Raw genomic sequence first — 24,905 nt, forward strand, 5'->3', positions numbered from 1 at the left:
ATGGATGTCCTCGTGGTGCACAACCGCTACGCCTCGGCGCAGCCCAGCGGGGAGAACAAGGTCGTCGACCAGGAGGTGGCGCTGCTGCGCGCAGCAGGCCACCGGGTCGAGGTGTTCGAGCGGCGCAGCGACGACATCGCCGCGCGCTCCCTGCCGGGCAAGGTCGCGGTGCCGCTGCTGGTGCCGTGGAACCCGGCGGTGCGCACGGAGCTGGCCGCCCGGCTGCGCGCCGAACGGCCGGACGTGGTGCACGTCCACAACGTCTTCCCGCTGCTGTCGCCGGCCGTGCTGGCCGCCTGCGCCGACGCCGGTGTGCCGGCCGTCGCCACGCTGCACAACTACACCCAGGTCTGCCCGCCGGGCACCCTGCAACGGAACGGCCAGCCGTGCACCGAGTGCGTCGGGTCCACACCGCTGCCCGCCGTGCGGCACGGCTGCTACCGGAACTCCCGGCTGGCGACGGTGCCGCTCGCGGTGAGCCTGTCGGTCAACCGGCGGCGGTGGTGGTCCGGCGTGGAGCGCTTCCTGTGCATCTCCGCGGCGCAGCGCGAGGTCCTGGTGCGGGCCGGCCTGCCGGCCGGGCGCCTCGCGGTGAAGCACAACTTCGTGCCCGAGCCGGACGTCCGCAGGGAGGGCGCCGGCGAGCATCTGCTCTATCTCGGCCGGCTGGCGGAGGCCAAGGGCATCCGGCTGCTCATGGCCGCCTGGGACGAGATCGCCGCCGGGGGCGGGGTGGGCGTGCCGCTGGTGATCGCCGGCTCGGGTCCGCTGGAGCCGGAGGTGACGGCCTGGGCGGCGGGCCGGGACGACGTGCGGTACGTCGGTCTGTACGACCAGGCCGCATGCCGGCGGGCGATCGCGCGGTCGGTCGCCGTGGTGGCCCCCTCGACCTGGCTGGAGGCGTTCGGCCTGGTGGTCGTGGAGGCGATGGCGGCCGGGGTGCCGGCCGTCGCCGCCGGTCACGGTGCCTTCGTCGAGCTCGTCGAGGACGGGCGTACCGGGCTGCTGCACCGGCCGGGCGAGGCCGCCTCGCTCGCGTCCTGTCTGCGCCGGATCGCGGGCGAGCAGGCCCGCAACCAGGAGATGGGCCGGGCGGCCCGGAGCCGTTACGAGCAGGGCTTCAGCCCGGCGGTCGGCCTGGAGCGCCTGGTGGAGGAGTACCGCACCGCGATCGCGGGTCGGACGGAAGCGATGGGGGGCAGTAGATGACACGATGCCGACTCTGCGGCTCGGCGACGCTGGCGAGCGTCGTCGATCTGGGGGCGACGCCACCGTGCGAGAGTTTTCTCGCCGCTGACCAGTTGGACCGGCCGGAACCGACGTACCCGCTGCACCTGCGGGTGTGCACGGACTGCTGGCTGGCGCAGATACCTCCGCTGATCACGCCGGAGGAGACGTTCAGCGAGTACGCGTACTTCTCCTCCTTCTCGACCTCCTGGGTGGAGCACGCGCGCACGTTCGTCGCCGGCGCCGTGGAGCGGGTGGGGCTCGGTCCCGACGCGTTCGTGGTCGAGGTCGCGAGCAACGACGGATATCTGCTGAGGCATGTGGTGGACCGGGGGATCCGCTGCCTCGGCGTCGAGCCCTCGGTGAACGTGGGGGCCGCGGCGCGGGAGGCGGGGGTGCCCACGCTCACAGCGTTCCTGTCGCCGGAGACCGGCGCGGCCGTCCGCGCCGAGCACGGCCCGGCGGACCTGGTCGTGGCCAACAACGTGTACGCGCACATCCCCGACGTGGTCGGCTTCACCCAGGGGCTGCGCGCCCTGGTCGCCGACGACGGCTGGGTCTCGATCGAGGTGCAGCACCTGCTGACGCTGATCGAGGAGAACCAGTACGACACGATCTACCACGAGCACTTCCAGTACTACACGGTCGCGTCCGCGGTCCGGGCGCTGGCGAGCGGCGGACTCACGCTGGTGGACGTCGAGCTGCTGCCGACGCACGGCGGTTCCGTCCGGCTGTGGGCGCGCCCGGCCGACGTGGCGGGCGAGCCGAGCGGGCGGGTGGCCGACGTGCTGGACCGGGAGAAGTCCGCCGGACTCCAGGAGCTGTCCGGGTACACCGAGTTCTCCGCCCGGGTGGCCAAGGTCCGCCGGGACCTGCTGCGGTTCCTCGTCGAGGCGGCCGACCGGGGCGAGACGGTCGTCGGCTACGGCGCGCCGGGCAAGGGCAACACGCTGCTCAACCACTGCGGCATCCGGCCCGACCTGCTCGCGTACACGGTGGACCGCAACCCGTACAAGCACGGCAGGTTCACCCCGGGCACCCGCATCCCGATCCTGCCGCCCGAGCAGATCGCCGCCGACCGGCCCGACTACGTGCTCGTCCTCCCGTGGAACCTGCGGGCCGAGCTGACCGAGCAGTTGTCCTTCGTGGGCGAGTGGGGCGGCCGGCTGGTCTTCCCCATCCCGGAACTGAGCGTTGTCGAGGTGAAGTCATGAAGGTCGTCCTGTTCTGCGGCGGTTACGGGATGCGGATGCGCAACGGAAGCTCCGACGACGTGCCCAAGCCGATGGCGATGGTCGGCCCGCGCCCGCTGATCTGGCACGTCATGCGCTACTACGCGCACTTCGGGCACAAGGAGTTCATCCTGTGCCTCGGCTACGGCGCCCACCACATCAAGGACTTCTTCCTCAACTACGAGGAGACGACGTCCAACGACTTCGTGCTGCGCAAGGGGCAGACCGAGCTGCTGTCCACCGACATAGCGGACTGGACGATCACGTTCGCCCAGACCGGCATCGAGTCGCCGATCGGCGAGCGGCTGCGCCGGGTGCGCCACCACCTCGACGGCGACGAGATGTTCCTCGCCAACTACGCCGACGTGCTCACCGACGCCCCGCTCCCGGAGATGATCGAGAAGTTCTCCCGGCGCGACGCCGGCGCGTCGATGATGGTCGTACCGCCCCAGTCCTCCTTCCACTGCGTGGAGCTGGGCGAGGACAACCTGGTGGGCGGCATCACCGCGGTGAGCGAACTGCCCCTGTGGGAGAACGGCGGGTACTTCGTGCTCCGCCAGGAGGTCTTCGACCACATCCCGGAGAACGGGGACCTGGTCGCCGACGGCTGCGCCCAGCTCGCCAAGCGCGGGCGGCTGGTGGCGCACCGGCACCGCGGCTTCTGGAAGCCGACCGACACCGTGAAGGAGCGGGCCGCGCTCGACGCCGCCTACGCCCAGGGCGACCGCCCGTGGGCCGTGTGGGAGCAGGGGGTTCCCGCGTGATCCGGCTCGGGGCCGGATCCCCGGAGCGGATCGTCGCGGTGGGCGCGCACTGCGACGACATCGCCATCGGCGCCGGCGGCACGCTGCTCGCCCTGTGCCTCGCGCGGCCCGGACTCCGGGTCGACGCGCTGGTGCTCTCCGGCGGCGGCACCGAACGCGAGCGGGAGGAGCGGGCCGCGCTCGCCGCCTTCTGCCCCGGCGCCGATCTGCGGCTCACCGTGCTCAAACTGCCCGACGGCCGCATGCCCGTGCACTGGGACGAGGCCAAGGCCGCCGTGGAGGAGCTGCGCGAGCGGACCGACCCGGAGCTGATCCTGGCCCCGCGCGCCGAGGACGCCCACCAGGACCACCGCGGTCTGGCGCGGCTGGTACCCACCGCCTTCCGCGACCACCTCGTGCTCGGCTACGAGATCGTCAAGTGGGACGGCGACCTCGGCCGCATGGCGGCCTACCAGCCGCTGTCGCCGGAGATCGCCGAGGAGAAGGTACGGCTGCTGCAGGAGCACTACGCCTCGCAGCGCCACCGGCCCTGGTACGACCGGGAGGCCTTCCTGGGCCTCGCGCGGATCCGAGGCATCGAATGCCACGAGCGATACGCCGAAGCGTTCGCCGTCACCAAACTCAAGCTCAACCTGGGGGGTTGAACCATGCGCGTACTGCTGACCGGACACCAGGGCTATCTGGGAACCGTGATGGCCCCGGTCCTCGCCGCCGCCGGGCACGAGGTCGTCGGCCTCGACGCCGGCCTGTTCGCCGACTGCGTCCTCGGCCCGCAGCCCGAGGACCCGCGGGGGCACCGGGTGGACCTGCGGGACGTCACCGCCGAGCACGTGGCCGGCGTCGACGCGGTGATCCACCTGGCCGCGCTCTCCAACGACCCGCTGGGGTCGCTGGCGCCGGAGCTGACGTACGACATCAACCACCACGCGTCCGTACGACTGGCCCGGCTGGCCCGCGACGCCGGCGTGGGCCGCTTCCTGTACGCGTCCACCTGCTCGGTCTACGGCGCCGCCGGCGGCGACGAGCTGGTGGCCGAGGACGCCCCGCTGCGCCCGGTGACGCCGTACGCGGAGTCCAAGGTGCGCGTCGAGGACGACCTGCACGAGCTGGCCGACGGCGACTTCACCCCGGTGTACATGCGCAACGCCACCGCCTTCGGCTACTCGCCCCGGCTGCGCGCCGACATCGTGCTGAACAACCTGGTGGGCCACGCGCTGCTGTCCGGCGAGGTGCTGGTGCTCTCCGACGGCACCCCGTGGCGCCCGCTGGTGCACGCCGTGGACATCGCGCGGGCCTTCACGGCCGCGCTGACGGCGCCGCGGGAAGCCGTGCACGACCGGGCGTTCAACATCGGCAGCGAGGCCAACAACGTCACGGTGGCCGAGATCGCCGGGCAGGTCGCCGAAGCGGTGCCCGGCTCCCGGGTGAACATCACCGGGGAGAACGGCGCCGACCCGCGCTCGTACCGCGTGGACTTCGCCCGGTTCCGCGCCGCGATCCCCGGCTTCGACTGCGAGTGGACGGTGAAGCGGGGAGCGCTGGAACTCGCCGACGCCTACCGCACGTTCGGCCTGACCCGGGAGGCCTTCGACCGGCGCTTCACCCGCCTCGCCGTGCTCCGCTCGGCGTCCGAGGCGGGCACCGTGGACGACACCCTGCGGTGGCGCCGGTGACCACGCAGGGGGAACGACGTGCCGGCGACGCGATGTACGCCCTGGTGGAGCGGCTGTACCCGCTCTGCCGGAGCATCACCGGCGACGGCGTGCGCGCCACGCTCGACATCGTCGGCGAGTACATCCCGCTCCAGGTGCACGAGGTGCCGACCGGGACGCAGGTGCTCGACTGGACGGTGCCGCAGGAGTGGAACATCCGGGACGCGTACATCGCCGACTCCACCGGCCGGCGGGTCGTCGACTTCGCCGAGTCCAGCCTGCACGTGCTCGGTTACAGCGTGCCGGTGTCGGCGACCCTGCCGCTGTCGGAGCTGCGCGCGCACCTGCACACCCTGCCGGACCAGCCGTCCTGGGTGCCGTACCGCACCAGCTACTACAAGCCGGAGTGGGGCTTCTGCCTGGCCCAGGACACCCTGGACGCGATGCCCGACGGCGAGTACGAGGTGCGCATCGACTCCACCCTCGCCGACGGCCACCTCACCTACGCCGAGCACGTGGTCCCCGGGCAGGTCGCCGACGAGGTGATCGTCTCCTGCCACGTCTGCCACCCGGCGCTGGCCAACGACAACATGGCGGGCGTCGCGGTGGCGACCTTCCTGGCCCGGGCGCTGGCCGAGGAGAACCCGTACTACACCTACCGGTTCATCTTCGCGCCCGGCACCATCGGCGCGATCACCTGGCTGGCCCGCAACGCGGAGCGGGTGGAGCGCGTCCGGCACGGGCTGGTGCTGGCCTGCGCCGGGGACCCCGGCCGTCTGACGTACAAGCAGAGCAGGCGCGGCGACGCGGAGATCGACCGGGTGCTGCGGCATGTGCTGGCCGCCTCCGGACGCCCGCACCAGGTCAACGAGTTCACCCCCTACGGCTACGACGAGCGGCAGTACTGCTCCCCCGGTTTCGACCTCGGTGTCGGCTCGCTCACCCGGACCCCGTACGCGGGCTATCCCGAGTACCACACCTCGGCGGACAACCTGGACTTCGTCTCCCCGGAGGCGATGGAGGACACGCTCGCCGTCTGCCGCGAGGCGTTCGCCGTCCTCGACCGCAACCGGCGGTACGTCAACCTCAGCCCCTACGGCGAACCACAGCTCGGCCGGCGCGGGCTGTACGACGCGCTCGGCGGCCGCAGCGACACCAAGCAGGCCCAGCTGGCCATGCTCTGGGTGCTCAGCCTCTCCGACGGCGAGCACAGTCTGCTCGACGTCGCCGAGCGGTCCGGGCTGCCGTTCGACGCCGTCGTCACCGCGGCCGACGCCCTGCGCGGCGCCGAACTGATCAAGGTGTGACGCCGATGACCACCGAGGAGAAGAAGACGACACAGCCGCAGCCGCAGCCGCCGGACCCGGCGGAGCCGGGGGCACCGGCGGCCGGATCCGCCCGGCGGGCCCTCGTCGGCCGGCTGTCCTGGGGGCTGGCCGACCAGGCGGCCTCCAGCATCTCCAACTTCGCGGTGGGCATCTATGTGGCCCGCTCGCTGGGGGTGACCGCGTTCGGTGTGTTCAGCCTGGCCTGGGTGACGTACGGCGTGGTGCTCAACGTCTCCCGCGGGCTGGCCACCGATCCGCTCGTGGTGCGCTTCAGCGGGGTTCCGGAGGCGTCCTGGCGCGGGGCGGTGGCCCGCTCGTCGGGTACCGCGCTCGGCGTCGGCACCGTCATCGGCGTGCCGTGTCTGCTGGCCGGCCTCGCCCTGGGCGGCCGGGTGGGACCCGCGTTCGCCTGCCTCGCGGTCGTGCTGCCGGGGCTGCTGCTCCAGGACGCCTGGCGGTTCTCGTTCTTCGCGGCCGGCGCCGGACGCAAGGCGTTCCTCAACGACCTGGTGTGGGGGATCGCCCTCGTCCCCGCCATGGTCGTGGCGGCCCGGGTGGGCAGTGTGGCCGCCTTCGTGCTCGCCTGGGGCGCGTCCGCGGCGGTGGCCGCCGCCTACGGCTGCCTCCAGTCCGGTATCCGGCCCCGGCCGGCCGGGGCCCGCGGCTGGCTCCGCGAGCAGCGCGACCTCGGCTACCGCTACCTCGTCGAGAACGTCAGCCTGAGCGGCGCGAGCCAGCTGCGGGCGTACGGACTCGGCGCGCTCGCCGGGGTCGGCGCGGTCGGCGCGGTGCGGGGCGCCGAGCTGCTGATGGGCCCCTTCCTCGCCGTGCTGATGGGGCTGTCCCTGGTCACGGTCCCGGAGGCGGCACGGGTGCTGCGGCAGGCCCCGCAGCGGCTCGGGACGTTCTGTCTCCTCCTCGGCGGCGGGCAGGCCGTCGGCGCGCTGCTCTGGGGCGGGTCGCTGCTGCTCGTGCCGGACCGGCTCGGCGAGCTCGCGCTCGGCGGGGTCTGGCACTCCGCCGCCCCGCTCATCGTGCCGATCACCCTCGGTGTCGCGGGCGCGGGCCTGGGCACCGGTGCGGCGGCCGGGCTGCGCGCGCTCGGCGCTGCCCGGCGCAGCCTGCGCTGTCAGTTGTTCGCCTCCGCCTGCTATGTCGGCGGCGGGCTCGGCGGGGCGGTCCTGGGCGGCACGGTCGGCTCGGCCTGGGGCGCCGCCGCCGCGACCGTCAGCGCCTCGGCCGTGTGGTGGCTGCACCTGCGGTCGGCCCTGCGCGAGCGGCACCACGACTCCGTTCCCGAAGTGAGGACCTCATGACCGACCGACCCAGGCTGAGCATCGGCCTGCCCGTGTACAACGGCGAGGAGTACCTGGCCGAGTCGTTCGACGCCCTGCTCGGCCAGACGTACGAGGACTTCGAGCTGGTCGTCTCCGACAACGCCTCGACCGACGGGACCGAGGACATCTGCCGGCGGTACGCCGCGAAGGACTCGCGCATCCGGTACCTGCGGCTGGCCCGGAACATCGGCGCCACGCCGAACCACAACCTCGTGTTCGCCGAGTCCCGCGGCGAGCTGTTCAAGTGGGCCTCGCACGACGACCTGTACGGCCGGGACCTGCTGCGGCGCTGTGTGGAGGCGCTGGACGAGCGGCCGGAGACGATCCTCGCGCACACCGGGCAGGCGGTCATCGACGGCGACGGCCGGGTGAAGGTGCCGTACGAGTACACGCTCGCCACCGACTCGCCGCACGCCCCGGAGCGCTTCCGCAGTCTGCTGTTCGAGCCGGGCGGGGACGACTTCTACGGGGTGCTGCGGGCCGACGTGCTGCGCCGGGTGAAGCCGATGGACAGCTACCACCACGCGGACCGCACGTTCGTCGCCGAGATCACCCTGCACGGCCCCTTCCACCAGGTGCCGGAGCTGCTGTACTTCCGCCGCGACCACCCCACCCGCGCCGAGCGGGCCAACCCCTCCAAGCGCTCCCGGTGCGTCAACCTGGACCCGCGCCGGGCCGGGCTGCTGCACCCGACCCCCCGGCTGCTCGCCGAGTACGTGTGGGGCTTCGCCTCGGCGATCCGGCGGGCGCCGCTGTCCCCGGCCGACCGGCGCGCGTGCTTCCGTCACCTGGCCGCGTGGATGACCAGCCGGGCCCGGCCGGGCGCCGGCGAGCGGGTGGAGGACCGCGCCCCCGTCGACCCGGCGAAGCTGACCGTCTCCGTCGACGCCCTCGTCGCCGGGCGTGAGGGGAGGCGGGCATGACCGCTGTCCGCGTCGGGGTGTTCGGGCTGCTCGGTTCGGGCAACCTGGGCAACGACGGGTCGCTGGAGGCCGTGCTCGGGTATCTCCGCTCCGCGCACCCGGAGGCGGTCGTGGACGCGCTGTGCGGTGGCCCCGAGGCCGTGACGACCCGGTTCGGGATCCCGGCCACGCGGCTGCACTGGAACCGCGCGGAGTACCGGACCGCGTCCCGTGCGGGCGCGATCGCGTCCAAGGGCCTGGGCAAGCTCGTCGACGTCTTCCGCACCGCCGCCTGGGTGCGCCGGCACGACGTGGTGATCGTGCCGGGCATGGGCGTGCTGGAGGCCACGCTGCCGCTGCGGCCGTGGGGCTTCCCCTATTCCCTGTTCCTGCTCTGCGCGAGTGGCCGGCTGCTGGGCACCCGGGTCGCGCTGGTCAGCGTCGGTGCCGCCGAGATCCGCGACCGGCCGACCCGGGCCCTGGTGCGCTGGTCGGCGCGGCTGGCCGCGTACCGCTCCTACCGGGACACCCAGTCCCGGGACGCGATGCGGGCGATGGGCGTGGACACCGCGCGCGACGAGGTCTACCCGGACCTCGCGTTCTCCCTGCCGGCACCGCCGGCGAGCGCGCCCGCGGGCACGCCGGGACCGGTCTGCGTCGGCGTCATGGACTTCCACGGCGGCAACGACGACCGGGCCCGGGCCGAGGAGATCCACCGGCGCTACCTCGACGGCACGATCCGGTTCGTCGGCGCGCTGGTCGAGGAGGGCAGGCCGGTCCGGCTGCTCACCGGCGACACGTGCGATGCGTCGGTGGTCGCCGCGATCCTCGACGCGGTGGACTCTCCCCTGGTCACCGCCGCCGAGACGGCCTCGCTGGCCGACCTGATGAAGGAGATGGCGGCCGCCGACACCGTGGTGGCGGTCCGCTACCACAACCTGATCTGCGCGCTGAAGACCGGCACACCGGTGCTCGCGCTCAGCTACGCGGCGAAGAGCGACGCGCTCATGGAGCGGATGGGCCTCGGCGCGTTCTGCCACCCGGCCCGCGAGGTCGACGCCGACCGGCTGCTCGAGCAGTTCCGGGCGCTGGAGAAGCGGTCGGCGGAGCTGCGGCGGACGCTCGCCGAGCGGAACCTCGCCGCCGCCCGTCACCTCGCCGACCAGTTCACCGCCCTGACCACGGCCGTGTTCCCCGCGGCCGACCACGCCCCGCGGGAGGCCTCATGAAAGCGATCGACGTCCCGGAGATCGCCGGCGCGTACCTGTTCGAGCCGACGCCGTACGCCGACGAACGCGGCTTCTTCTGCCGCACCTTCGACGCCGACGTGGTCCGCTCGGTGGGTCTCGACCCGGACGCCTTCGTCCAGGACAGCCTGTCGCGCTCGGTCCGGGGCGTGCTGCGCGGCCTGCACCTGCGCTCGGGTGCCGGCGAGGCCAAGCTGGTGCGCTGCTCGTACGGGAGGATCTTCGACGTCGTCGTGGACCTGCGGCCGGACTCGCCGACCTATCTCGGCCGGGCCTTCTTCGAGCTGTCCGGCGACACCCAGGTGACGCTGTACATCCCGGCGGGGTGCGCGCACGGCTTCCAGGCGCTGACGGACACCGCCGACACCTCGTACCGGATCGACCGCCCGCACGATCCGGCCGAGGACGTGACGATCGCCTTCGACGACCCGGAGCTCGCCATTCCGTGGCCGCTGCCGGTCACCTCGATGTCCCAGCGGGACCGCGAGGCGCCGCGCCTCGCCGAGGTCCTGACGTAAGAAAGAAAGTTGAGGTCGGTGTGGACACCGAAGACATCCAAGTGCTCGCCCTGTCCCGGTCGCGGACGGCGAACGAGCGGCTGCACGCCCTGATCCCCGGGGGCGCGCACACCTACGCCAAGGGCGACGACCAGTACCCCGACAACCTGGCCCCGGTCATCAGCCACGGCCGAGGCGCCCATGTGTGGGACGTCGACGGCAACCGCTATGTCGAGTACGGCTCCGGCCTGCGGTCGGTCAGCCTCGGCCACGCCCATCCCCGGGTGATCGAGGCGGTGCGGCGGGAACTCGACCGCGGCAGCAACTTCGTCAGGCCGTCCATCGTGGAGGTGGAGGCCGCGGAACGCTTCCTGGCCACGGTGCCGACCGCCGAGATGGTGAAGTTCGCCAAGAACGGCTCCGACGCCACCACCGCCGCCGTGCGCCTCGCCCGGGCCGCCACCGGGCGGCCGCGGGTGGCTCTCTGCGCCGACCATCCGTTCTTCTCCGTCGACGACTGGTTCATCGGCACCACGCCGATGTCCGCCGGCATCCCGTCGTCCACCAACGAGCTGACCGTGGCGTTCCCGTACGGCGACCTGGCCGCCACCGAGGAACTCCTCACCCGGTACGAGGGCGAGGTGGCATGTCTGATCCTGGAACCGGCCACCCACAGCGAGCCGCCGCCCGGGTACCTCGCCGGTCTGCGCGAGCTGGCCGACCGGCACGGCTGCGTGCTGATCTTCGACGAGATGATCACCGGTTTCCGCTGGTCCGAGGCGGGCGCCCAGGGCCTGTACGGCGTGGTCCCCGACCTGTCGACGTTCGGCAAGGCGCTGGGCAACGGGTTCGCCGTCTCCGCGCTGGCCGGGCGGCGCGACCTGATGGAGCTGGGCGGGCTGCGGCACTCCGGCGACCGGGTGTTCCTGCTGTCGACCACGCACGGCGCGGAGACGCACTCCCTGGCGGCCGCGATGGCCGTGCAGTCCACCTACGTCGAGGAGGGCGTCACGGCGCGGTTGCACGCCCTCGGCGAGCGGCTGGCCGCCGGGGTCCGCGAGGTCGCGGCCCACATGGGCGTCGGCGACCACCTCGTCGTCCGGGGCCGGGCCAGCAACCTGGTCTTCGCCACCCTCGACGAGCACGGGCAGCCGTCGCAGCGGTACCGCACGCTCTTCCTGCGCCGGCTCCTCGCGGGCGGGGTGCTGGCCCCGTCGTTCGTGGTGAGCAGCGCGCTCAGCGAGACGGACATCGATCACACGGTCGACGTGGTGGCGCAGGCGTGCGCGGTGTACCGGAAGGCGCTGGACGCCGCCGACCCCACGCCCTGGCTGGCCGGGCGGCCGGTGAAGCCCGTGTTCCGCCGTCTGGCGTGACGTCATGTCAGCGGCGCTCCCCCCGGCCGGCCTCGACCGTCCTGTCGGTCGTCCCCCCGGTGCTCCGGTCGGCCGTCCGGTGGTCCGGCCGGTCCGTCATCCGGTCCGTCATCCGGTCGGCCGTGCGGTCGACCAGCCACGCGGTCGCCGGTGTCAGCGCCAGCGCGGTGCACCAGCCGCCGAGGACGTCGGTGGGGTAGTGGGCGCCCAGGGCGACCTGCGCCCAGCCCATGGCGGCGCCGGCGACCAGCGCCGCGCCGAGGACGAGTGAGGCGCCGGCCGTCCTGCCGAGGCGGAGCCGGTCGGTCACGAGCAGCGCCGCGGCGAGGGCGAGCGAGGTGAGGAAGGCGGTGTGCCCGCTCGGATAGGACAGGTTCCCGTCGTGGATGGTGCGTCCCACGAGGGACTTGAGCAGCGTCGCCGTGCCCACGGCGGCGCCTGTGCCGGCCACCACGAGCACCGCCGCGCGGGGTCGCCGCAGCAGCAGACAGCCCGTGACGGTGGCGAGGACCGCCGTCACGGCGCCCACGGGCTCCCCCAGGAAGTCCAGGGCCAGCGCGACGTGCCGCCAGGGCGGCGTCACCCCGTCGACCACCGTGGAGATCCGGGTGTCGACCGGGCCGGGCCGGCTGTCGTCGGCGTAGCGGATGCCGAGCGTGACGACCAGCAGCGAGGCGAGGGCCGCCATCAGCCCGAGCCACCCCCGCAACGACGGGGGCAGCACCGCGGGCGCCGACCGGCCGGTCACGGGCGGCCTGCGGTGCTCTGCCGTGATCGGTGGGCGGTGTTCCGGATCCGTAACAGCACTTCTCCCGGGGCCGGTTCGGAATCGGTCGGCGGGCGCCGACTGCCGCCGGCACCTCTCGGCACCCTAACCAACCCGCGCGCCGAGGCACACCGCGATCGGGTTGTCCTCAGGTCAACACTCCTTGAAGTCCGGTCCACGGCGGCACCCGAGCTGCGACGGCGTCAGCATCCCGTCAAGAACCGGCCCCGCGGCGTCAGGGGAACGTCAGAGCCAGTGGCCCGGTTCGGCCACCGCGCCTAGCGTCGACCGTATGCACCCCAAGCACCCCTGGGGACCGGCGCACCCGCCCGGCGACCGCCACCGGCGCGGCGGCGTCCGGCTCGCCGCGGGCAGCGCCCTGCTCTTCGGCACCCTGGCCGTCCTGGTCGACTGGGACGCCGGCACGCTGACCGGCCCGCGCGCCGCGCTCTGGCTCACCCTGACGGCGGCCCTCCTCGCCGTCCTGCTCCCGCCGCGCGTCACCGCCGGCCCCGGCCGGCTGACGGTCCACGGTCCGCTGGGCCGGCGCACCGTGCGGACCGACTCCCTGCGTTCCGTCCGGCGCCACGACGGCGTCACCACCCGGCTCGTCCTGCGGGACACCCACGGCCACCACGTCGAACTGGACGCCCGTGTCCTGGCCACCGACCCCTTCCTCTGGCACGAGGTCGACACGGGCATCCGCCGCTCCCTGGAGCGGGGCACCTTGCGCCAGGGCGAACGGGCACTGCGCCGGCTGACCGAGGAGATCGACGGCGAGACGGTGAAGGCGGTCCTGCGCGCCTCCGGGATGTCGTGACCCGAGTCCGGGGGTCGGGTGCCGGGAGCCGGGAGCGGTGCCGGTGCCGTGCCTCTAGTGCCCTGACCGGGAAGGTTTGCCGGGAAGCTCGCGGCGTCCGGTGCGGTGCATCGCAAGGCGGAGCGTCGCCCGCGTACCGGATGTACTCGGGTGATGCGACAACGCGGCGAGGTGCCGTGCCGGACGCCGCGAGCCGGTGAACCTTTCCGGTCACGGCACTAGAGGCAGTCGAGGACGAGATAGCCGTCGATACGGCGTACGGTCCCGCCGTCGGGGTCCGGCGGAAGGGCGTGGCCGAGGGCTTCCGCGCGGACCTCGCCGATCCACTGGTCGTGCTGGTACTCGTGGTTGACGAGCGCGGTGAGCAGATGGGTCGCCACGACGGTGAGCTGGGCGGGTGCACCGACCCGGCCGGCCGCGATGTCGCCGATGCGGGCGTGGACGCGTTCGGCGACGGTGTCGCGGAAGGCCGTGAGCCGTTCGACGGTGGGCAGCGAGCCGCGGAACTTCTCGGGGTTCGCGGAGTCCATCAGCGCGTCCAGTTCCGGGTCGGGGCTGGGTTCGGCCGCGGTGAGGTTGCGGATCATGAAGTGGGCGACATGGGCCTGGTGGCCCAGGTGCCAGCCGATCGCGCTGGAGTTCTCGTGCGGGCGCCAGGTGACCTCGTCCGGCGTGAGGTCCTTCCAGAGGTCGTCGGTGTAGGCGCGGGCCCGGTCGTACTCGCGCAGCAGTGCCGCCAGCTCGTGCATACGGTCGCCTCATCCGTGCTCGGGGGCCGTCTGCGCCTCGGGCGGCGCCGTGGTGCCCGGTTCCGCTCGCACGGTAGGACGTCCCGCTCCCTTCCGGTAGGGGGGATCACGGGGAACGGCGGAACGCCGTGCAGGCTGCCCCCTGGGGCGGCAGGGGTGCGCCCGTCCGGTCCGGGCGGGCGCACCCCTGTCGCGCGGGTGAGGCGTCGGGTCAGTCCTCGGCCGCCGCCGAGCGGCGCCGGACCAGCCACCACGCGCCGCCGCCCAGCACGGCGAGCGCCGCGATCGCGCCACCGGCGAGCAGCCCGGCCGAGCCGCCCCCGTCCTCGCCCTTCTTCTCCTCGGCCCCCTTGTCCTCGTCCTTCTCCTCGGCGGTCGCAGCCGGTGCCGAGGTGGCGGAGGAGGGCGTCGACGCGGTCACCGAAGGTGCGGCGCTCGCCGTGGGGCTGGGGCCGACGGGCGTGGCGCCCGGCGCGGCGGCCTTCAGCTTCAGCAGGGGCGCGGGCTGTTCGGGCTCCGCCCCGCCGCCGGGCAGCTCGATCCAGCGGGAGATCTCGCCGTCGCTGTACGTCTCGACCGTCTTGAAGGCGAGTTCCTTCGCATCCGGCAGCTGGCGGACCTTGACCTTGTACTCGGCGTCGGTGCCGACGGCGAGCTTCGGGCCGCCGACGGTGTAGCCGTCGCCCGTGGCCTTGAACGTCCAGCCCTTGGGGGCTTCGACGAGCGTGACGTCACCCGGTGCGATGCCCTTGGGAAGGACGACGCGCATCTCGGTGAAGCCCGCCGAGGCCGACTCCGCCTCGGAGACGAAGCTGAGGGTGACGTTCTCGGCCAGGGCCCGCGCGGTGTCGGCCTCGACCTCCGCGTGGGCGAAGGCGGGCGTGGCCAGGGCGAGGGCGGCGGTCAGCGTGAGGACGCCGACGGCACCGGCCCGCCGCGCGGTGCGGACGGACGCGTACGGGGACGCGGGGAACAGGGACACGGGAGGACTCCTTGCTGGTACGGGGACCCGGTCGGCCGCGGACGGCCGGCCGGGGTGAGGGAAGGACCGGGACGTGGGTCCGTCCCGGGGGTCCCCTGCGCACCAGCGCGTGTTCCAGATCCCGTGTCCCCGCCGCCGTGCGGGGAGTGACGTGGCCGGTCCGGCCCGTGGCCCCGGACGGCTCGCCGAGCGTGCCGCCCACGAGCGGCGGCAGCACCCGCGCCAGCACGGCGAGCACGGCCGACCGCACGGTCCGGGCCGCCGCCAGAGCCATGGTCACGGCGGCGTCGGCACGGTGGAGCAGCCAGGCCGTGGCGAGCGCCGCCAGCAGATGGGCCACGGTCATGGCCGTGCCCGCGTGGTGCGGGACGTGCCCGTCCGTCATCGCGGCGTGCCCGGCGTGACCGGCGTGGCCCAGGGGGGCCGTCGCCGTCTCGTGCCCGTGCCCCGCCCGGGCCAGGGCGAGATGCAGCCCGGTCTGCGCCACCAGGGTGCAGCCGACGGCCACCGGCAGGGAGAGCGCACGCCGTACGAAGGGCCGGGCCAGCGCGTACTGGGCCACCGTGAAGAGGGTCACCAGCCGCCATGGCACCGCCTGCTCGGTGACGGCGTGATGGCCGAGGGCCGCGAGCACACTGCCGACGAGCGCGAACAGCCCGGCTCGCACCCACGCGGAGGCACGGTCCGGCTTCTTCGCGGTCACCTCGACGTATACGGAGGGAAGGCCGGGGCCGTTCAGGAAAACCCGTGGTCAGGCGCAGGATGCCGCCCCCTCGTACACCCCTCGTATAATTTGGCTCCGAACGATCGACCGATGAGCGAGGGGAGCGTGCCAGTGCCAGGGCACCGGTCCATCACCGAAGCGGAGAAGCTGGCCGCGGCCAAGCTCGGCGGGATACAGATCCACCGCGAGCAGATGGCGGTGGTCGCCAACATCTACCGCGCCGCGTCGGCCGTCCGCCAGCATCTGGAGAACTCCGTGCTGCGCGGCGCGGATCTGACCTGGACGGCGTTCGTCGTGCTCTGGGTGGTGTGGGTCTGGGGCGAGTCCGAGACCCGGCACGTGGCGGAGGAGGCCGGTATCTCCAAGGGCACGCTCACCGGGGTCTCCCGGACCCTGGAGGGGCGCGGGCTGCTCCGGCGGGCGGGTCACCCCTCGGACGGCCGGCTGGTGCTGCTGAGCCTCACCGAGGAGGGCGAGACGCTGATGCGCCGCCTGTTCCCGGCGTTCAACCAGGAGGAGGCGTTCGTCGCCTCCCGGCTCAGCGACGAGGAGTGCCGCAGCGTCGCCGAGGGGCTTCGCCAGGTCGTACGGCAGGTCGAGGAGCACGGCGAGGAGCGCCGGCTGGCCCTCCTCGACGGCGCCGATCCGGCCCCGCGCCGCAGCGGCCGGCGGGCGAAGGGCTGAGCGCGGCGGGAGGGCGCGCGCCGTGCGGGCGCCCTCCGCGCGGGGGCGGTCGGCGCGGGGGCGGTCGGCGGCGGGGCGGGCGGATGCCGCGGAACTCCCAGTCGCCGCCGAGGGCCGTGGAGAGGACCTCCTCGGACTCGGCGGGCTGGGCGCCGACGTCGGTGCGGATCGCGGTGGGCCCGGTGACGACGTGGTTGGTGAGCCGGCCCAGCCCCTCGACCTCGACGACATCGCCCGGCCGGACCGGGCGGGAGTCGGCCGGGGTGCCGGACAGCAGCACGTCGCCGGGGTACAGGGTGATGGTGCGGGCGATGTCGGCGACCAGGTAGTGCATGTCCCAGGTCATCTCGTCGGTCGAACCGTCCTGGACGACCTCGCCGTTGACGTACGTCCGCAGCCGCTTGCCGTGGAAGTCCCAGTCGGTGACCAGGCCGGGGCCGAGCGGGCACAGCGTGTCCGAGCCCTTGACCCGGAGCATGGAACCGGCGTCGGTGTCGCGGAAGTCGTGCAGCCCGAAGTCGTCAACGGCATCAAGAAGCCGCCGGTGGAGGTGACGCTCGACTGACGCCCGGCGCGGGGTACTTCCCGGGCTCCGCCCGGGGGGGGGCTCAGGCCCCGGTGTCCCCGGTGGGCCTGAGCACCACGAAGTCGGCGTTCGCCGGGTCGACGCAGACCGCGAGGCGGCCCACGCCCTCCGCGTCCACCGGCCCCATCTGCACACTGCCGCCGTGGCCGGTGACCTCGGCGACGGCGGCGTCGCAGTCGTCGACGGCGAAGACCGGGTGCCAGTAGGGGTGTCCGTCCGCGAGGGAGAGATCCTGTTCGCCGACCTCCATCAGACCGCCCTGCATCCGTTCCTCGGGCAGCCCCTCGGGGGTGATGAGGGTGTACGTGCCCCCGCCGCCCGGCATCTCCATGTCACCGAACCGCCAGCCGAGGACCTCGCCGTAGAACTCCTTGGCGGCGCGCGCGTCCGTCGTGTACAGCTCGGTCCAGGACAGCGAGCCCGGCTCCTCGACCAGTTCGAAGCCCGCCTCGCTGCCCGGCTGCCAGACGGCGAACTCGCCGCCCTGGGGGTCGCTGTACTGCGCCATCCGCCCCCATTCGCCGAGGTCGCGGGGTTCCACCCGGACCGTGCCGCCCGCCCGCCGGACGGCCTCGGTCGTGGCGTCCGCGTCGGCGACGTCGTAGTAGATCATCCAGGCGGAGCGCGCGCCCTCCTCGGTCAGCCGGCCGAGCCCGGCGACGGTCCTGCCGTCCTTCTTGAACATCCCGCCCTGGCTGTCGTCCCCCTCGCCGCCCATGGGCTCGTACTCCCAGCCGAGCACGGCGCGGTAGAAGTCGGCGGCGCTCCGCACATCGGGGGAGCCGAGGTCGATCCAGCAGGGGGCACCGGGAGTGGGGTCGGTGGTGATCACGTGGATTTCCCTTCCGCAGGTCCTGGTCCCTTCAGCCTGACACCGGCCGGGAACCCCCGCCCGTCGGCCCGTCGGCCCGTCGGCCCGTCGAGCCCGAGACCGGCGAAGGGCTCCCGCGCGCACGTGTGCGCGGGAGCCCTTCCTCCTGCCGCCTGCCGCGTGAAGGGTGAGAAGACGATCACGAGCAGGACGTTCCGCTGCGCTCAGGGAGCGAGGAGCAGGCTGTCGCCGCGTTCCTTGGCGGCGGTGTAGCGGCGGGCCACGTCCTGCCAGTCGACGACCCGCCACATCGCCTCGATGAAGTCCACCTTCTGGTTGCGGTACTGCAGGTAGAAGGCGTGCTCCCAGGCGTCGAAGACCAGCAGCGGGGTGGAGCCCTGGCCGACGTTGCCCTGGTGGTCGTAGATCTGCTCGACGACGAGCCGCCCGGACAGCGGCTCGAAGGCCAGGACGCCCCAGCCCGAGCCCTGGGTGGTGGCCGCGGCCTTGGAGAGCTGCGCCTTGAACTTCGCGAACGACCCGAACGACTCCGCGAGGGCCTCGGCGAGTTCGCCCACACCGTCCTTCTCCAGCGGCTCGCCGCCGCCGTCGCCGGACATGTTGTGCCAGTAGACGCTGTGCAGGATGTGCCCGGAGAGATGGAACGCCAGGCTCTTCTCCAGACCGTTGATCGAGCCCCAGGCCTCCTTGTCCCGCGCCTCGGCGAGCTGTTCCAGCGTGTCGTTCGCGCCCTTCACATAGGCCGCGTGGTGCTTGTCGTGGTGCAGCTCGACGATCTCCGGGCTGATCACGGGAGCGAGCGCCGCGTAGTCGTAGGGGAGCTCCGGGAGCGTGTACACCGCCATGTCCAACACCCTTCCAGCTTATTGCGAGTCATGTGCAGCTGCAAGCTATCAGCAAGAGTGTCCTTCTGGCGATCATGCGCGCTGGGTATGCTCGCCGCCATGGCGAACACCGTGACCAGCTACGACTACGAGAAGGACGGCGCGGCCATCTACCGTCAGTCCTTCGCCACCATCCGCGCGGAGGCCGATCTCTCGGGGCTGCCCGCCGACGTCGCGCAGGTCGCGGTCCGGATGATCCACGCCTGCGGGATGGTGGACCTGGTACGGGACGTGGCCTACACCCCGGGGGTCGTGGCGCGGGCCCGCGAGGCCCTGCTCGGGGGCGCGCCCGTCCTCTGCGACGTGCAGATGGTGGCGAGCGGGGTGACCCGCCGACGGCTGCCCGCGGGCAACGAGGTCCTCTGCACCCTGTCCGACCCGGCCGTGCCGGAGCTGGCGGCGGAGCTGGGCACGACACGCAGCGCCGCCGCGCTGGAGCTGTGGCGGGACCGGCTGGAGGGCGCGGTCGTCGCCGTCGGCAACGCGCCCACCGCGCTGTTCCGGCTGCTGGAGATGATCGAGGCGGGCGCACCCCGGCCCGCCGCCGTGATCGGCGCGCCGGTCGGTTTCGTCGGTGCCGCCGAGTCCAAGGACGCGCTGGCCGCCAACCGGTCCGGACTGGAGTACCTGGTGGTGCGGGGCCGCCGCGGGGGCAGCGCGATCGCGGCGGCGGCGGTCAACGCCCTTGCCTCGGAGGAGGAGTGACGGCACAGGGAGCCGACGGGTGAGCGGCGACCCTCTAGTGCCGTGACCGGAAAGGTTCACCGGCTCGCGGCGTCCGGCACGGCACCTCGCCGCGTTGTCGCATCACCCGAGTACATCCAGTACGCGGGCGACGCTCCGCCTTGCGATGCACCGCACCGGACGCCGCGAGCTTCCCGGCAAACCTTTCCGGTCACGGCACTAGGGCGGGGGCGGCCGTCAGCAGCACCTCCCGCTCGCCGATCCGGGCCCGGCTGACGGCCTCGGCGGGGGCGGGTGACCGCCCGGCGCGGTGCGGCGGTCAGCCGGCCGTACCGGACCGCCGTTCCGTGACCCAGTGGGCCGCCGCCTCCGGGGAGGAGGCGACGGGGACACCCTCGGGCAGCGGCGGACGGCGGACCACGACCACCGGCAGGCCCGCCTCCCGGGCCGCCGTCAGCTTCGGGGCGGTGGCGGCTCCCCCGCTGTCCTTCGTCACCACGACGTCCACACGATGCCGACGCAGCACCTCCCGCTCGCCGTCGAGGGTGTACGGGCCCCGGTCCAGCAGGATGTGTGTCCGGTCGGGACGAGGGCCCTCGGGCGGGTCGACGGACCGGACGAGGAACCACAGATCGTCCAGCCCCGCGAACGCGGCCAGCCCCAGGCGGCCGGTGGTCAGGAACACCCGGCGCCCCAGCGCGGGCAGCAGCGCGGCGGCCTCCTCGACCGAGCCCGCCCCGTGCCAGTCGTCCCCCTCCCCCGGCGTCCAGCCGGGGCGGCGCAGGGCCAGCAGCGGGACGGCGGCACCGGCGGCGGCCAGGGCCGCGTGGCGGCTCATCGTCGCGGCGAAGGGATGGGTCGCGTCGACGAGCGCGCCGACCCGCCGCTCGCGCAGCCACGCCGTGAGCGCCTCGGCGCCGCCGAAGCCCCCGACGCGGACCTCGCCCGGCGGCAGCCGGGGGTTCGCGACCCGTCCGGCGAGCGAGGTGGTCACCGCCAGGCCGGGCGTGCCGTGCAGCAGTTCGGCGAGCCGGCGGCCCTCGGTGGTCCCGCCGAGGATCAGCACGTGCATGGGGGTACGGGTCCGTTCGTGAGGGGCGGTCGCGGCGCCCCCACTCAAACACACCCGCCTCCCGGGCGCCCCTCCCCGCCGGTTCAGGCGCAGAAGTCCGCGACGGTCGCCGTGAGGACGTCGGTGAGGCGGTCCAGGGAGGCGAGGTCGACGTACTCGGTGGCGGCATGGGCGCCCTCGCCGTCGGCGCCGAACAGCAGACAGGGGATGCCTGCGCGGTCGAGGAGGACGCAGTCGGTCCAGAACGGCTCCGCCCGGACGACGGGCGGCCGGCCGAGGGCCCGCTCGGCATGGCGGGTGAGGGTGCGCACTCCGGGCGGTGACATGCCGCCGCCCCGCCCCCGGACGGTTCGGGGGCGGGGCGGCGAGCTGCGGGGTCTACTCCGGCCGTGAGCGGTTCGGCCGGGTGCGGACCACGGCGAACGCGGCCGCGGCCAGACCCAGCACCGCGGCGGCCAGACCGGCGGCCGCGAGACCCCGGGCGGTCGAGTCACCGCCCGAGCCGGAGGCGTCGGAGGCGGAGGCGGTGGAGGCGGTGGAGGCGGAGGCGCCGCTCTTCCCGGCCGCCGCGGCGGTCGCGCCGTCCGGGTCCTTGGCGCCGGCTCCGGCTCCCCCGGCGGTGAGGGTGACCACCGGCGCCGGGTTCTCCGGTTCGGCGTCGCCGGAGGCGGCCTCCTCGATCCAGCGGGTGACCTTGCCGTCGGAGTAGGTCTGGAGCGCCTTGAACGCCAACTGGTCGGTGTCGTCCGGGAGTTGCCCGAAAGCGACGTCGAAGTCCTCGTACTGCCCGGCGGTGATCCTCCCCCCGGTCCAGGTGATCTCGGAGACGGCCTCGGTGATGGTGCCGTCGTCGGTCTTGACCGGCGTCTTCAGCTCGGTGTTCGTCACCTCGGCCGTCCAGCCGTCCCGGGGCGAGACGAGGACACCGAGGAGGGGATGGTCGGTGGGCAGGAAGATCTGCACCTTCGTGGTGGCGGCGGTGTCCTCCTCGTTGGGGACCCGGAAGGTCAGCAGCCCGTCCGTGGCTCCTTTGGCGTAGGTCTGGGGGTGGACGGTGACATGGGCCGAGGCGGCACCGGCGGCGGCGAGGACCCCCGCGGCGGCGAGGGCGGCGACGGCGGCGGCCCGGCGCAGGCGGGTGGTGCGGGTCGTGGACATCGGTGAGTGGCTCTCCGTACTCGGGACGGTCGGGACGTGGTGTCGGGTGGTGATCCGCTCAGCGGATCACGGACGAACACCACGCCGGCGGCCCGCGCCGGTGCACGGCGTACCGCAGCAGCGCCTGCCGCGGCGCCCCCGCTCCCCTGGCCGCCGACCGCCCGGGACGCGGCACGGCCGGGACGGTCCGCGCCCCCCGCGCCACCCGCCACCAGGCGACGAGCCCGGGCACGAGCGCGGCGGCCCACCGCAGCAGCGACCACAGGGCGGCCTCACCGCGCCGCAGCCACCAGGTCAGCAGCAGGGCCGCCCCCACGTGGGCGGCGGTGGCGTGCGGGGTGTGCGGGTGCACGGCGGAGTGGGACATCCGCAGGCCGTGCATGACCATCACGGTCCGCGGCCGGGCGGTGGCGAAGGCGAGGTGCAGCCCGGCCTGGGACGCGAGCGTGCCGCCCCCGATACCGGTCAGCGAGCGCTCCCGCCCGCCCAGCAGACAGCCGGCCGCGAACAGGACGAGGGCCCCCGCGGCCTGCATCCGCACCGGTGGGGCCATGCCCGTGGCCAGCGCATGGCCGCCGGCCGCGAGCAGCACGCACAGCAGGGCGAACACCGCCGCCCGCAGGCTCCGCACCGCCGGGGACACACGCATGTCGACCGATGCTGCCACGCGTCCCGCGGGCCGCGATGCCCGCCCCCGCATGCACACCACCGTCCGCGCCCTCCGCCCGGCTGATCCCGCCCCCTCCTTACGGGTCGGAGGGGAACGCCGTTCAGTTCCGCCCGCCTCAGCCGTTCGCCGACGCCTTCTTGATCGCCTCGCGGATCCGGGGGTAGGTGCCGCACCGGCACACGTTCTCGATGCGGTCGATGTCGGCGTCGGTGGGCCGGGCGGTGCGCTTGAGCAGGGCCGCCGCGGCCATGATCTGACCGGGCTGGCAGAAGCCGCACTGCGCCACGTCGCACTCCAGCCAGGCCTGCTGGACGGGGTGCAGCCGGTCGCCGTCGGCCAGCCCCTCGATGGTGGTGACCTCACGGTCCGCGCAGTCGGCGACCGGGACGACGCAGGGCTGGATCTCACCCCCGTCCAGATGGCTCGTACAGGCGCGGCAGACGCCGACCCCGCAGCCGTACTTGGGGCCGGTGACGTTCAGCAGGTCCCGCAGCACCCACAGCAGCGGCATGTCGGCGGGCGCCTCGACGGTGACCGGCTTGCCGTTGAGGACGAAGGAGTAGGAGGGCATGGGCACCTTCCGTTCAGGGGCTCAGAGCTTCACGGGCTCAGAGGTCACGGGCTCAGAGGTCACGGGCTCAGAAGTTCAGGGGGAAGCGGCGCGGTCTCGTGCCCGTCGCCCGGGCGTAGGCGTTGGCGACCGCGCCGGCCGCCGCCGGGACGCCGAGTTCGCCGGCGCCGCCCGGCTCCCCGTGCGAGGGCATGATGTACGCCTCGAAGCGGAGAGGGGCGTCGCGCTGGCGGGCGTAGCGGAAGTCGGCGTAGCTGCCCTCGCGGACGGCGCCGCGGTCGATGTGCAGACCGGCCGTCAGGACGGTGGAGATGCCGTCGAGCGCGGTGCCCATGAGCTGGGCCTGGAGTCCGCGCGGGTTGACGGCGGTCCCCACGTCGGCGGCCATCACCATCCGGGTCACCCGCGGGCTCTCCGGGTCGGTGGCGTCGATCTCGGCCAGGCACGCCACGCAGGAGCCGTACTCCTCGTGCACGGCGACCCCCTGACCGTGCCCGGCCGGCAGCGCGCGGCCCCAGTGGCCGGCGGCGGCCGCCTTGGCGAGCACGGCCCGTACGGCCTTGCTGCGCAGGGTCGTACGGCGGAACGCGACCGGGTCCTTGCCGAGGCGGGCGGCGATCTCGTCGACGACGATCTCCTCCGCCGTCCGTGAGGTCCCGGAGTCCACCGACCGCCAGGCGCCCAGCGGGATCTTCGCCAGCCCCACGGAGCCGTAGTCCCCGGACAGGGCACCGAAGTTGTACAGGCCGCTGTCGCTGGGCAGCGGTCCGGCCGCCGCCGCGAAGGACGCCCGCCGGACGGCGCCCTCCCCCTCGTACTCCGTGCTCACCGAGGCCATGGAGTGGGCGAAGGCCACCACGCGGCCGCCGGCGAGGCTGGCGCGGATGCGGTGATGGCCGGCCGGGCGCATCCGGCCGTGCCGGAGGTCGTCGGCGCGGCTCCACATCAGCTTGACGGGGCGGCGCGCCGCCTTCGAGATGAGCGCGGCCTCCAGGGCGGCGTCGGAGTCGAGCCGCCGGCCGAACGAGCCGCCGCCGCGCATCACATGGACCGTGACCTTGGCGGCGGGCAGGCCGACGGCCTGGGCGATGCTGTCGCGGGCGTCCATCGGGGTCTGGGAGGAGAACCAGATCTCGGCCCTGGTGCTGCGGACGTCCGCCACCGCGGTCAGCACCTCCATCGGCGCGTGGCCGACGAAGGCGAACTCGAACTCGCCCTCCACCTGCGTCGATCCGCGCGGCGGGGTGCCGAGGCGGGGCACGGCGGCGCGCAGCCGGCGACGGATGTCGGCGTCGGAGAGCGCCGCGAGCGGGCCCGGCGCCCAGGTGATCCGCAGGGCGTCGCGGGCCTGGAAGGCGTGGTGGAAGGTCTCCGCCACCACGGCGACCCCGCCCGCGACCCGCACCACGGCGTGCACCCCGGGCATCGCCCGCGCCGCGCGGTCGTCGAGGGAGACCACCGTGCCGCCGAGCGTGGGCGGGCGCGCCACCACGGTCGGCCGGGCCCCGGCCACCGTGAGGTCACCGGCGTAACGGGCCTTGCCGGTGACGATGTCGCGGGCGTCGATCCGGGTCGTGGGCCGGCCGATCACCTTGTGCCGGGAGGCCGGCTTCGGCTTGGCGGGGACGGCGGGCACCCGGATCGCGGCGGCGTACCCGGTGAGATAGCCGAAGGTGGCCGAACGCCCGTCGGGGGCGTACACCTTGGTGTCCTTGGTGCGCAGGGCGCGGGCCGGCACGTGCCAGAGCCGGGCCGCCGCGGTGACCAGCTTGGCCCGCGCGGTGGCGGCCAGCTGCCGCGCCGGTCCGTACAGCGAGCGCACCGAACTGGAGCCGCCCGTGTACTGGTTGCCCTTGGTGCGGGCGTCGGCGAGGGGGATGTCGATGTCGGCGAGCCGGGCGTCCAGCTCCTCGGCGATCATCATCGCGACGGCGGTGGTCACCCCCTGCCCGACCTCCACCCTGGGCAGCCGTACGACGATCCTGTTGGCCGCGGTGACCTCGAGGACCAGCATCTCCTCGTCGGCCCCGGTCACCAGCACGTCGGAGCGGCGCCGGGCGTGCTCGGCCCCCTCGGCGGGCGGCGCGTCACAGGCGAGGGGGGCCGCGACGGTCAGGGTGGACGCGGCGAGCGTGTAGACCATGAAACGACGACGGGACAA

The 24,905-nt window shown here is 73.9% G+C and carries 26 protein-coding genes and 1 pseudogene; 15 read left to right on the forward strand and 12 right to left on the reverse strand.

Annotated elements, in window-relative coordinates; genetic code table 11:
* Genes U5640_RS07480 through U5640_RS07530 form a run of 11 tightly spaced genes read left to right on the forward strand, consistent with a single transcriptional unit; the run spans nt 1 to nt 11,562 of the window.
* Nucleotides 1-1,209 carry a glycosyltransferase gene (locus U5640_RS07480; protein ID WP_340374998.1) on the forward strand — a complete coding sequence of 403 codons (1,209 nt, stop codon included), beginning with the start codon at nt 1-3 and terminating at the stop codon, nt 1,207-1,209.
* On the forward strand, nt 1,206-2,441 hold the full coding sequence (locus tag U5640_RS07485) for a class I SAM-dependent methyltransferase (protein ID WP_340374999.1): 1,236 nt from the start codon (nt 1,206-1,208) through the stop codon (nt 2,439-2,441). The genes U5640_RS07480 and U5640_RS07485 overlap by 4 nt, the downstream gene beginning before the upstream one ends.
* Nucleotides 2,438-3,223, forward strand: a complete 786-nt coding sequence (locus U5640_RS07490) for a glucose-1-phosphate cytidylyltransferase (RefSeq protein ID WP_340375000.1) — start codon at nt 2,438-2,440, stop codon at nt 3,221-3,223. The genes U5640_RS07485 and U5640_RS07490 overlap by 4 nt, the downstream gene beginning before the upstream one ends.
* A complete protein-coding gene (locus tag U5640_RS07495) occupies nt 3,220-3,867 on the forward strand; it encodes a PIG-L deacetylase family protein (RefSeq protein ID WP_340375001.1) in 648 nt (215 codons plus the stop codon). Before U5640_RS07490 ends, U5640_RS07495 begins: the two co-directional genes overlap by 4 nt.
* Nucleotides 3,868-3,870: 3 nt before the next feature.
* The gene (locus tag U5640_RS07500) at nt 3,871-4,896 is read left to right on the forward strand and encodes an SDR family oxidoreductase (protein ID WP_340375002.1); all 1,026 of its coding nucleotides are present in this window, start codon (nt 3,871-3,873) and stop codon (nt 4,894-4,896) included.
* Nucleotides 4,897-4,928: 32 nt separating this feature from the next.
* The gene (locus tag U5640_RS07505; RefSeq protein ID WP_340384990.1) at nt 4,929-6,182 is read left to right on the forward strand and encodes a DUF4910 domain-containing protein; all 1,254 of its coding nucleotides are present in this window, start codon (nt 4,929-4,931) and stop codon (nt 6,180-6,182) included.
* Nucleotides 6,179-7,519, forward strand: a complete 1,341-nt coding sequence (locus U5640_RS07510) for a hypothetical protein (RefSeq protein WP_340375003.1) — start codon at nt 6,179-6,181, stop codon at nt 7,517-7,519. Before U5640_RS07505 ends, U5640_RS07510 begins: the two co-directional genes overlap by 4 nt.
* Nucleotides 7,516-8,463 carry a glycosyltransferase family 2 protein gene (locus U5640_RS07515; protein WP_340375004.1) on the forward strand — a complete coding sequence of 316 codons (948 nt, stop codon included), beginning with the start codon at nt 7,516-7,518 and terminating at the stop codon, nt 8,461-8,463. Before U5640_RS07510 ends, U5640_RS07515 begins: the two co-directional genes overlap by 4 nt.
* On the forward strand, nt 8,460-9,671 hold the full coding sequence (locus U5640_RS07520; RefSeq protein WP_340375005.1) for a polysaccharide pyruvyl transferase family protein: 1,212 nt from the start codon (nt 8,460-8,462) through the stop codon (nt 9,669-9,671). Before U5640_RS07515 ends, U5640_RS07520 begins: the two co-directional genes overlap by 4 nt.
* Nucleotides 9,668-10,207, forward strand: a complete 540-nt coding sequence (locus U5640_RS07525) for a dTDP-4-dehydrorhamnose 3,5-epimerase family protein (RefSeq protein ID WP_067246474.1) — start codon at nt 9,668-9,670, stop codon at nt 10,205-10,207. The genes U5640_RS07520 and U5640_RS07525 overlap by 4 nt, the downstream gene beginning before the upstream one ends.
* Before the next feature lie 20 nt (nt 10,208-10,227).
* Nucleotides 10,228-11,562, forward strand: a complete 1,335-nt coding sequence (locus U5640_RS07530) for a glutamate-1-semialdehyde 2,1-aminomutase (protein WP_340375006.1) — start codon at nt 10,228-10,230, stop codon at nt 11,560-11,562.
* Nucleotides 11,563-11,569: 7 nt separating this feature from the next.
* Here U5640_RS07530 and U5640_RS07535 read toward each other — a convergent pair whose 3' ends face one another.
* Nucleotides 11,570-12,310 carry a phosphatase PAP2 family protein gene (locus U5640_RS07535; RefSeq protein WP_340375007.1) on the reverse strand — a complete coding sequence of 247 codons (741 nt, stop codon included), beginning with the start codon at nt 12,308-12,310 and terminating at the stop codon, nt 11,570-11,572.
* A gap of 310 nt (nt 12,311-12,620) precedes the next feature.
* On the opposite strand from U5640_RS07535, the gene U5640_RS07540 reads away from it, so the two are divergent.
* Nucleotides 12,621-13,148 (forward strand): PH domain-containing protein, encoded by a 528-nt coding sequence (locus U5640_RS07540; RefSeq protein ID WP_340375008.1) that lies wholly within the window; start codon nt 12,621-12,623, stop codon nt 13,146-13,148.
* A gap of 218 nt (nt 13,149-13,366) precedes the next feature.
* On the opposite strand, the gene U5640_RS07545 is transcribed toward U5640_RS07540, so the two are convergent.
* Together U5640_RS07545 and U5640_RS07550 are read right to left on the reverse strand one after the other, a co-directional pair.
* The gene (locus U5640_RS07545) at nt 13,367-13,897 is read right to left on the reverse strand and encodes a DinB family protein (RefSeq protein WP_340375009.1); all 531 of its coding nucleotides are present in this window, start codon (nt 13,895-13,897) and stop codon (nt 13,367-13,369) included.
* Between the two features lie 211 nt (nt 13,898-14,108).
* Nucleotides 14,109-14,879 (reverse strand): DUF1775 domain-containing protein, encoded by a 771-nt coding sequence (locus U5640_RS07550; protein ID WP_340375010.1) that lies wholly within the window; start codon nt 14,877-14,879, stop codon nt 14,109-14,111.
* Nucleotides 14,880-15,025: 146 nt separating this feature from the next.
* On the opposite strand from U5640_RS07550, the gene U5640_RS07555 reads away from it, so the two are divergent.
* Together U5640_RS07555 and U5640_RS07560 are read left to right on the forward strand one after the other, a co-directional pair.
* The gene (locus U5640_RS07555) at nt 15,026-15,283 is read left to right on the forward strand and encodes a hypothetical protein (RefSeq protein WP_340375011.1); all 258 of its coding nucleotides are present in this window, start codon (nt 15,026-15,028) and stop codon (nt 15,281-15,283) included.
* Nucleotides 15,284-15,714: 431 nt separating this feature from the next.
* Nucleotides 15,715-16,287: a MarR family transcriptional regulator gene (locus tag U5640_RS07560; protein WP_340375012.1), complete on the forward strand. Its 573-nt coding sequence runs from the start codon at nt 15,715-15,717 to the stop codon at nt 16,285-16,287.
* 67 nt (nt 16,288-16,354) lie between these two features.
* Here U5640_RS07560 and U5640_RS07565 read toward each other — a convergent pair.
* The 3 genes and pseudogenes from U5640_RS07565 to U5640_RS07575 form a co-directional block, all read right to left on the reverse strand.
* Nucleotides 16,355-16,810, reverse strand: a pseudogene (locus U5640_RS07565) (fumarylacetoacetate hydrolase family protein); the annotation flags it as partial.
* A gap of 85 nt (nt 16,811-16,895) precedes the next feature.
* On the reverse strand, nt 16,896-17,705 hold the full coding sequence (locus U5640_RS07570; RefSeq protein WP_340375013.1) for a VOC family protein: 810 nt from the start codon (nt 17,703-17,705) through the stop codon (nt 16,896-16,898).
* Between the two features lie 203 nt (nt 17,706-17,908).
* The gene (locus U5640_RS07575) at nt 17,909-18,550 is read right to left on the reverse strand and encodes a superoxide dismutase (RefSeq protein ID WP_340375014.1); all 642 of its coding nucleotides are present in this window, start codon (nt 18,548-18,550) and stop codon (nt 17,909-17,911) included.
* A 99-nt stretch (nt 18,551-18,649) separates the two neighbouring features.
* Between U5640_RS07575 and U5640_RS07580 the strand changes: the two genes are divergently transcribed.
* Nucleotides 18,650-19,294 (forward strand): precorrin-8X methylmutase, encoded by a 645-nt coding sequence (locus tag U5640_RS07580; protein WP_340375015.1) that lies wholly within the window; start codon nt 18,650-18,652, stop codon nt 19,292-19,294.
* A gap of 298 nt (nt 19,295-19,592) precedes the next feature.
* On the opposite strand, the gene U5640_RS07585 is transcribed toward U5640_RS07580, so the two are convergent.
* The 6 genes from U5640_RS07585 to U5640_RS07610 form a co-directional block, all read right to left on the reverse strand.
* Nucleotides 19,593-20,345, reverse strand: a complete 753-nt coding sequence (locus U5640_RS07585) for a cobalt-precorrin-6A reductase (RefSeq protein ID WP_340375016.1) — start codon at nt 20,343-20,345, stop codon at nt 19,593-19,595.
* Between the two features lie 83 nt (nt 20,346-20,428).
* Nucleotides 20,429-20,671 carry a M20/M25/M40 family metallo-hydrolase gene (locus tag U5640_RS07590; RefSeq protein ID WP_340375017.1) on the reverse strand — a complete coding sequence of 81 codons (243 nt, stop codon included), beginning with the start codon at nt 20,669-20,671 and terminating at the stop codon, nt 20,429-20,431.
* A 52-nt stretch (nt 20,672-20,723) separates the two neighbouring features.
* Nucleotides 20,724-21,503, reverse strand: a complete 780-nt coding sequence (locus U5640_RS07595; protein WP_340375018.1) for a YcnI family protein — start codon at nt 21,501-21,503, stop codon at nt 20,724-20,726.
* A 58-nt stretch (nt 21,504-21,561) separates the two neighbouring features.
* Nucleotides 21,562-22,152: a hypothetical protein gene (locus U5640_RS07600; RefSeq protein ID WP_340375019.1), complete on the reverse strand. Its 591-nt coding sequence runs from the start codon at nt 22,150-22,152 to the stop codon at nt 21,562-21,564.
* A gap of 136 nt (nt 22,153-22,288) precedes the next feature.
* Nucleotides 22,289-22,744, reverse strand: a complete 456-nt coding sequence (locus U5640_RS07605; protein ID WP_340375020.1) for a (2Fe-2S)-binding protein — start codon at nt 22,742-22,744, stop codon at nt 22,289-22,291.
* 67 nt (nt 22,745-22,811) lie between these two features.
* The gene (locus tag U5640_RS07610) at nt 22,812-24,887 is read right to left on the reverse strand and encodes a molybdopterin cofactor-binding domain-containing protein (protein WP_340384992.1); all 2,076 of its coding nucleotides are present in this window, start codon (nt 24,885-24,887) and stop codon (nt 22,812-22,814) included.
* Nucleotides 24,888-24,905 lie beyond the last annotated feature (18 nt).

Origin of the sequence: Streptomyces sp. SS7, assembly GCF_037993025.1 — a bacterium.
Classification (GTDB): Bacteria; Actinomycetota; Actinomycetes; order Streptomycetales; family Streptomycetaceae; genus Streptomyces.

What these genes read in the sequence shown, in the direction of transcription:
- U5640_RS07480 (WP_340374998.1), top strand. Translation starts at nt 1, where the DNA reads ATGGATGTCCTCGTGGTGCACAACCGCTACGCCTCGGCGCAGCCCAGC.
- U5640_RS07485 (WP_340374999.1), top strand. Translation starts at nt 1,206, where the DNA reads ATGACACGATGCCGACTCTGCGGCTCGGCGACGCTGGCGAGCGTCGTC.
- U5640_RS07490 (WP_340375000.1), top strand. Translation starts at nt 2,438, where the DNA reads ATGAAGGTCGTCCTGTTCTGCGGCGGTTACGGGATGCGGATGCGCAAC.
- U5640_RS07500 (WP_340375002.1), top strand. Translation starts at nt 3,871, where the DNA reads ATGCGCGTACTGCTGACCGGACACCAGGGCTATCTGGGAACCGTGATG.
- U5640_RS07505 (WP_340384990.1), top strand. Translation starts at nt 4,929, where the DNA reads ATGTACGCCCTGGTGGAGCGGCTGTACCCGCTCTGCCGGAGCATCACC.
- U5640_RS07515 (WP_340375004.1), top strand. Translation starts at nt 7,516, where the DNA reads ATGACCGACCGACCCAGGCTGAGCATCGGCCTGCCCGTGTACAACGGC.
- U5640_RS07520 (WP_340375005.1), top strand. Translation starts at nt 8,460, where the DNA reads ATGACCGCTGTCCGCGTCGGGGTGTTCGGGCTGCTCGGTTCGGGCAAC.
- U5640_RS07525 (WP_067246474.1), top strand. Translation starts at nt 9,668, where the DNA reads ATGAAAGCGATCGACGTCCCGGAGATCGCCGGCGCGTACCTGTTCGAG.
- U5640_RS07540 (WP_340375008.1), top strand. Translation starts at nt 12,621, where the DNA reads ATGCACCCCAAGCACCCCTGGGGACCGGCGCACCCGCCCGGCGACCGC.
- U5640_RS07545 (WP_340375009.1), bottom strand. Translation starts at nt 13,897, where the DNA reads ATGCACGAGCTGGCGGCACTGCTGCGCGAGTACGACCGGGCCCGCGCC.
- U5640_RS07575 (WP_340375014.1), bottom strand. Translation starts at nt 18,550, where the DNA reads ATGGCGGTGTACACGCTCCCGGAGCTCCCCTACGACTACGCGGCGCTC.
- U5640_RS07580 (WP_340375015.1), top strand. Translation starts at nt 18,650, where the DNA reads ATGGCGAACACCGTGACCAGCTACGACTACGAGAAGGACGGCGCGGCC.
- U5640_RS07585 (WP_340375016.1), bottom strand. Translation starts at nt 20,345, where the DNA reads ATGCACGTGCTGATCCTCGGCGGGACCACCGAGGGCCGCCGGCTCGCC.
- U5640_RS07590 (WP_340375017.1), bottom strand. Translation starts at nt 20,671, where the DNA reads ATGTCACCGCCCGGAGTGCGCACCCTCACCCGCCATGCCGAGCGGGCC.
- U5640_RS07595 (WP_340375018.1), bottom strand. Translation starts at nt 21,503, where the DNA reads ATGTCCACGACCCGCACCACCCGCCTGCGCCGGGCCGCCGCCGTCGCC.
- U5640_RS07600 (WP_340375019.1), bottom strand. Translation starts at nt 22,152, where the DNA reads ATGCGTGTGTCCCCGGCGGTGCGGAGCCTGCGGGCGGCGGTGTTCGCC.
- U5640_RS07605 (WP_340375020.1), bottom strand. Translation starts at nt 22,744, where the DNA reads ATGCCCTCCTACTCCTTCGTCCTCAACGGCAAGCCGGTCACCGTCGAG.
- U5640_RS07610 (WP_340384992.1), bottom strand. Translation starts at nt 24,887, where the DNA reads ATGGTCTACACGCTCGCCGCGTCCACCCTGACCGTCGCGGCCCCCCTC.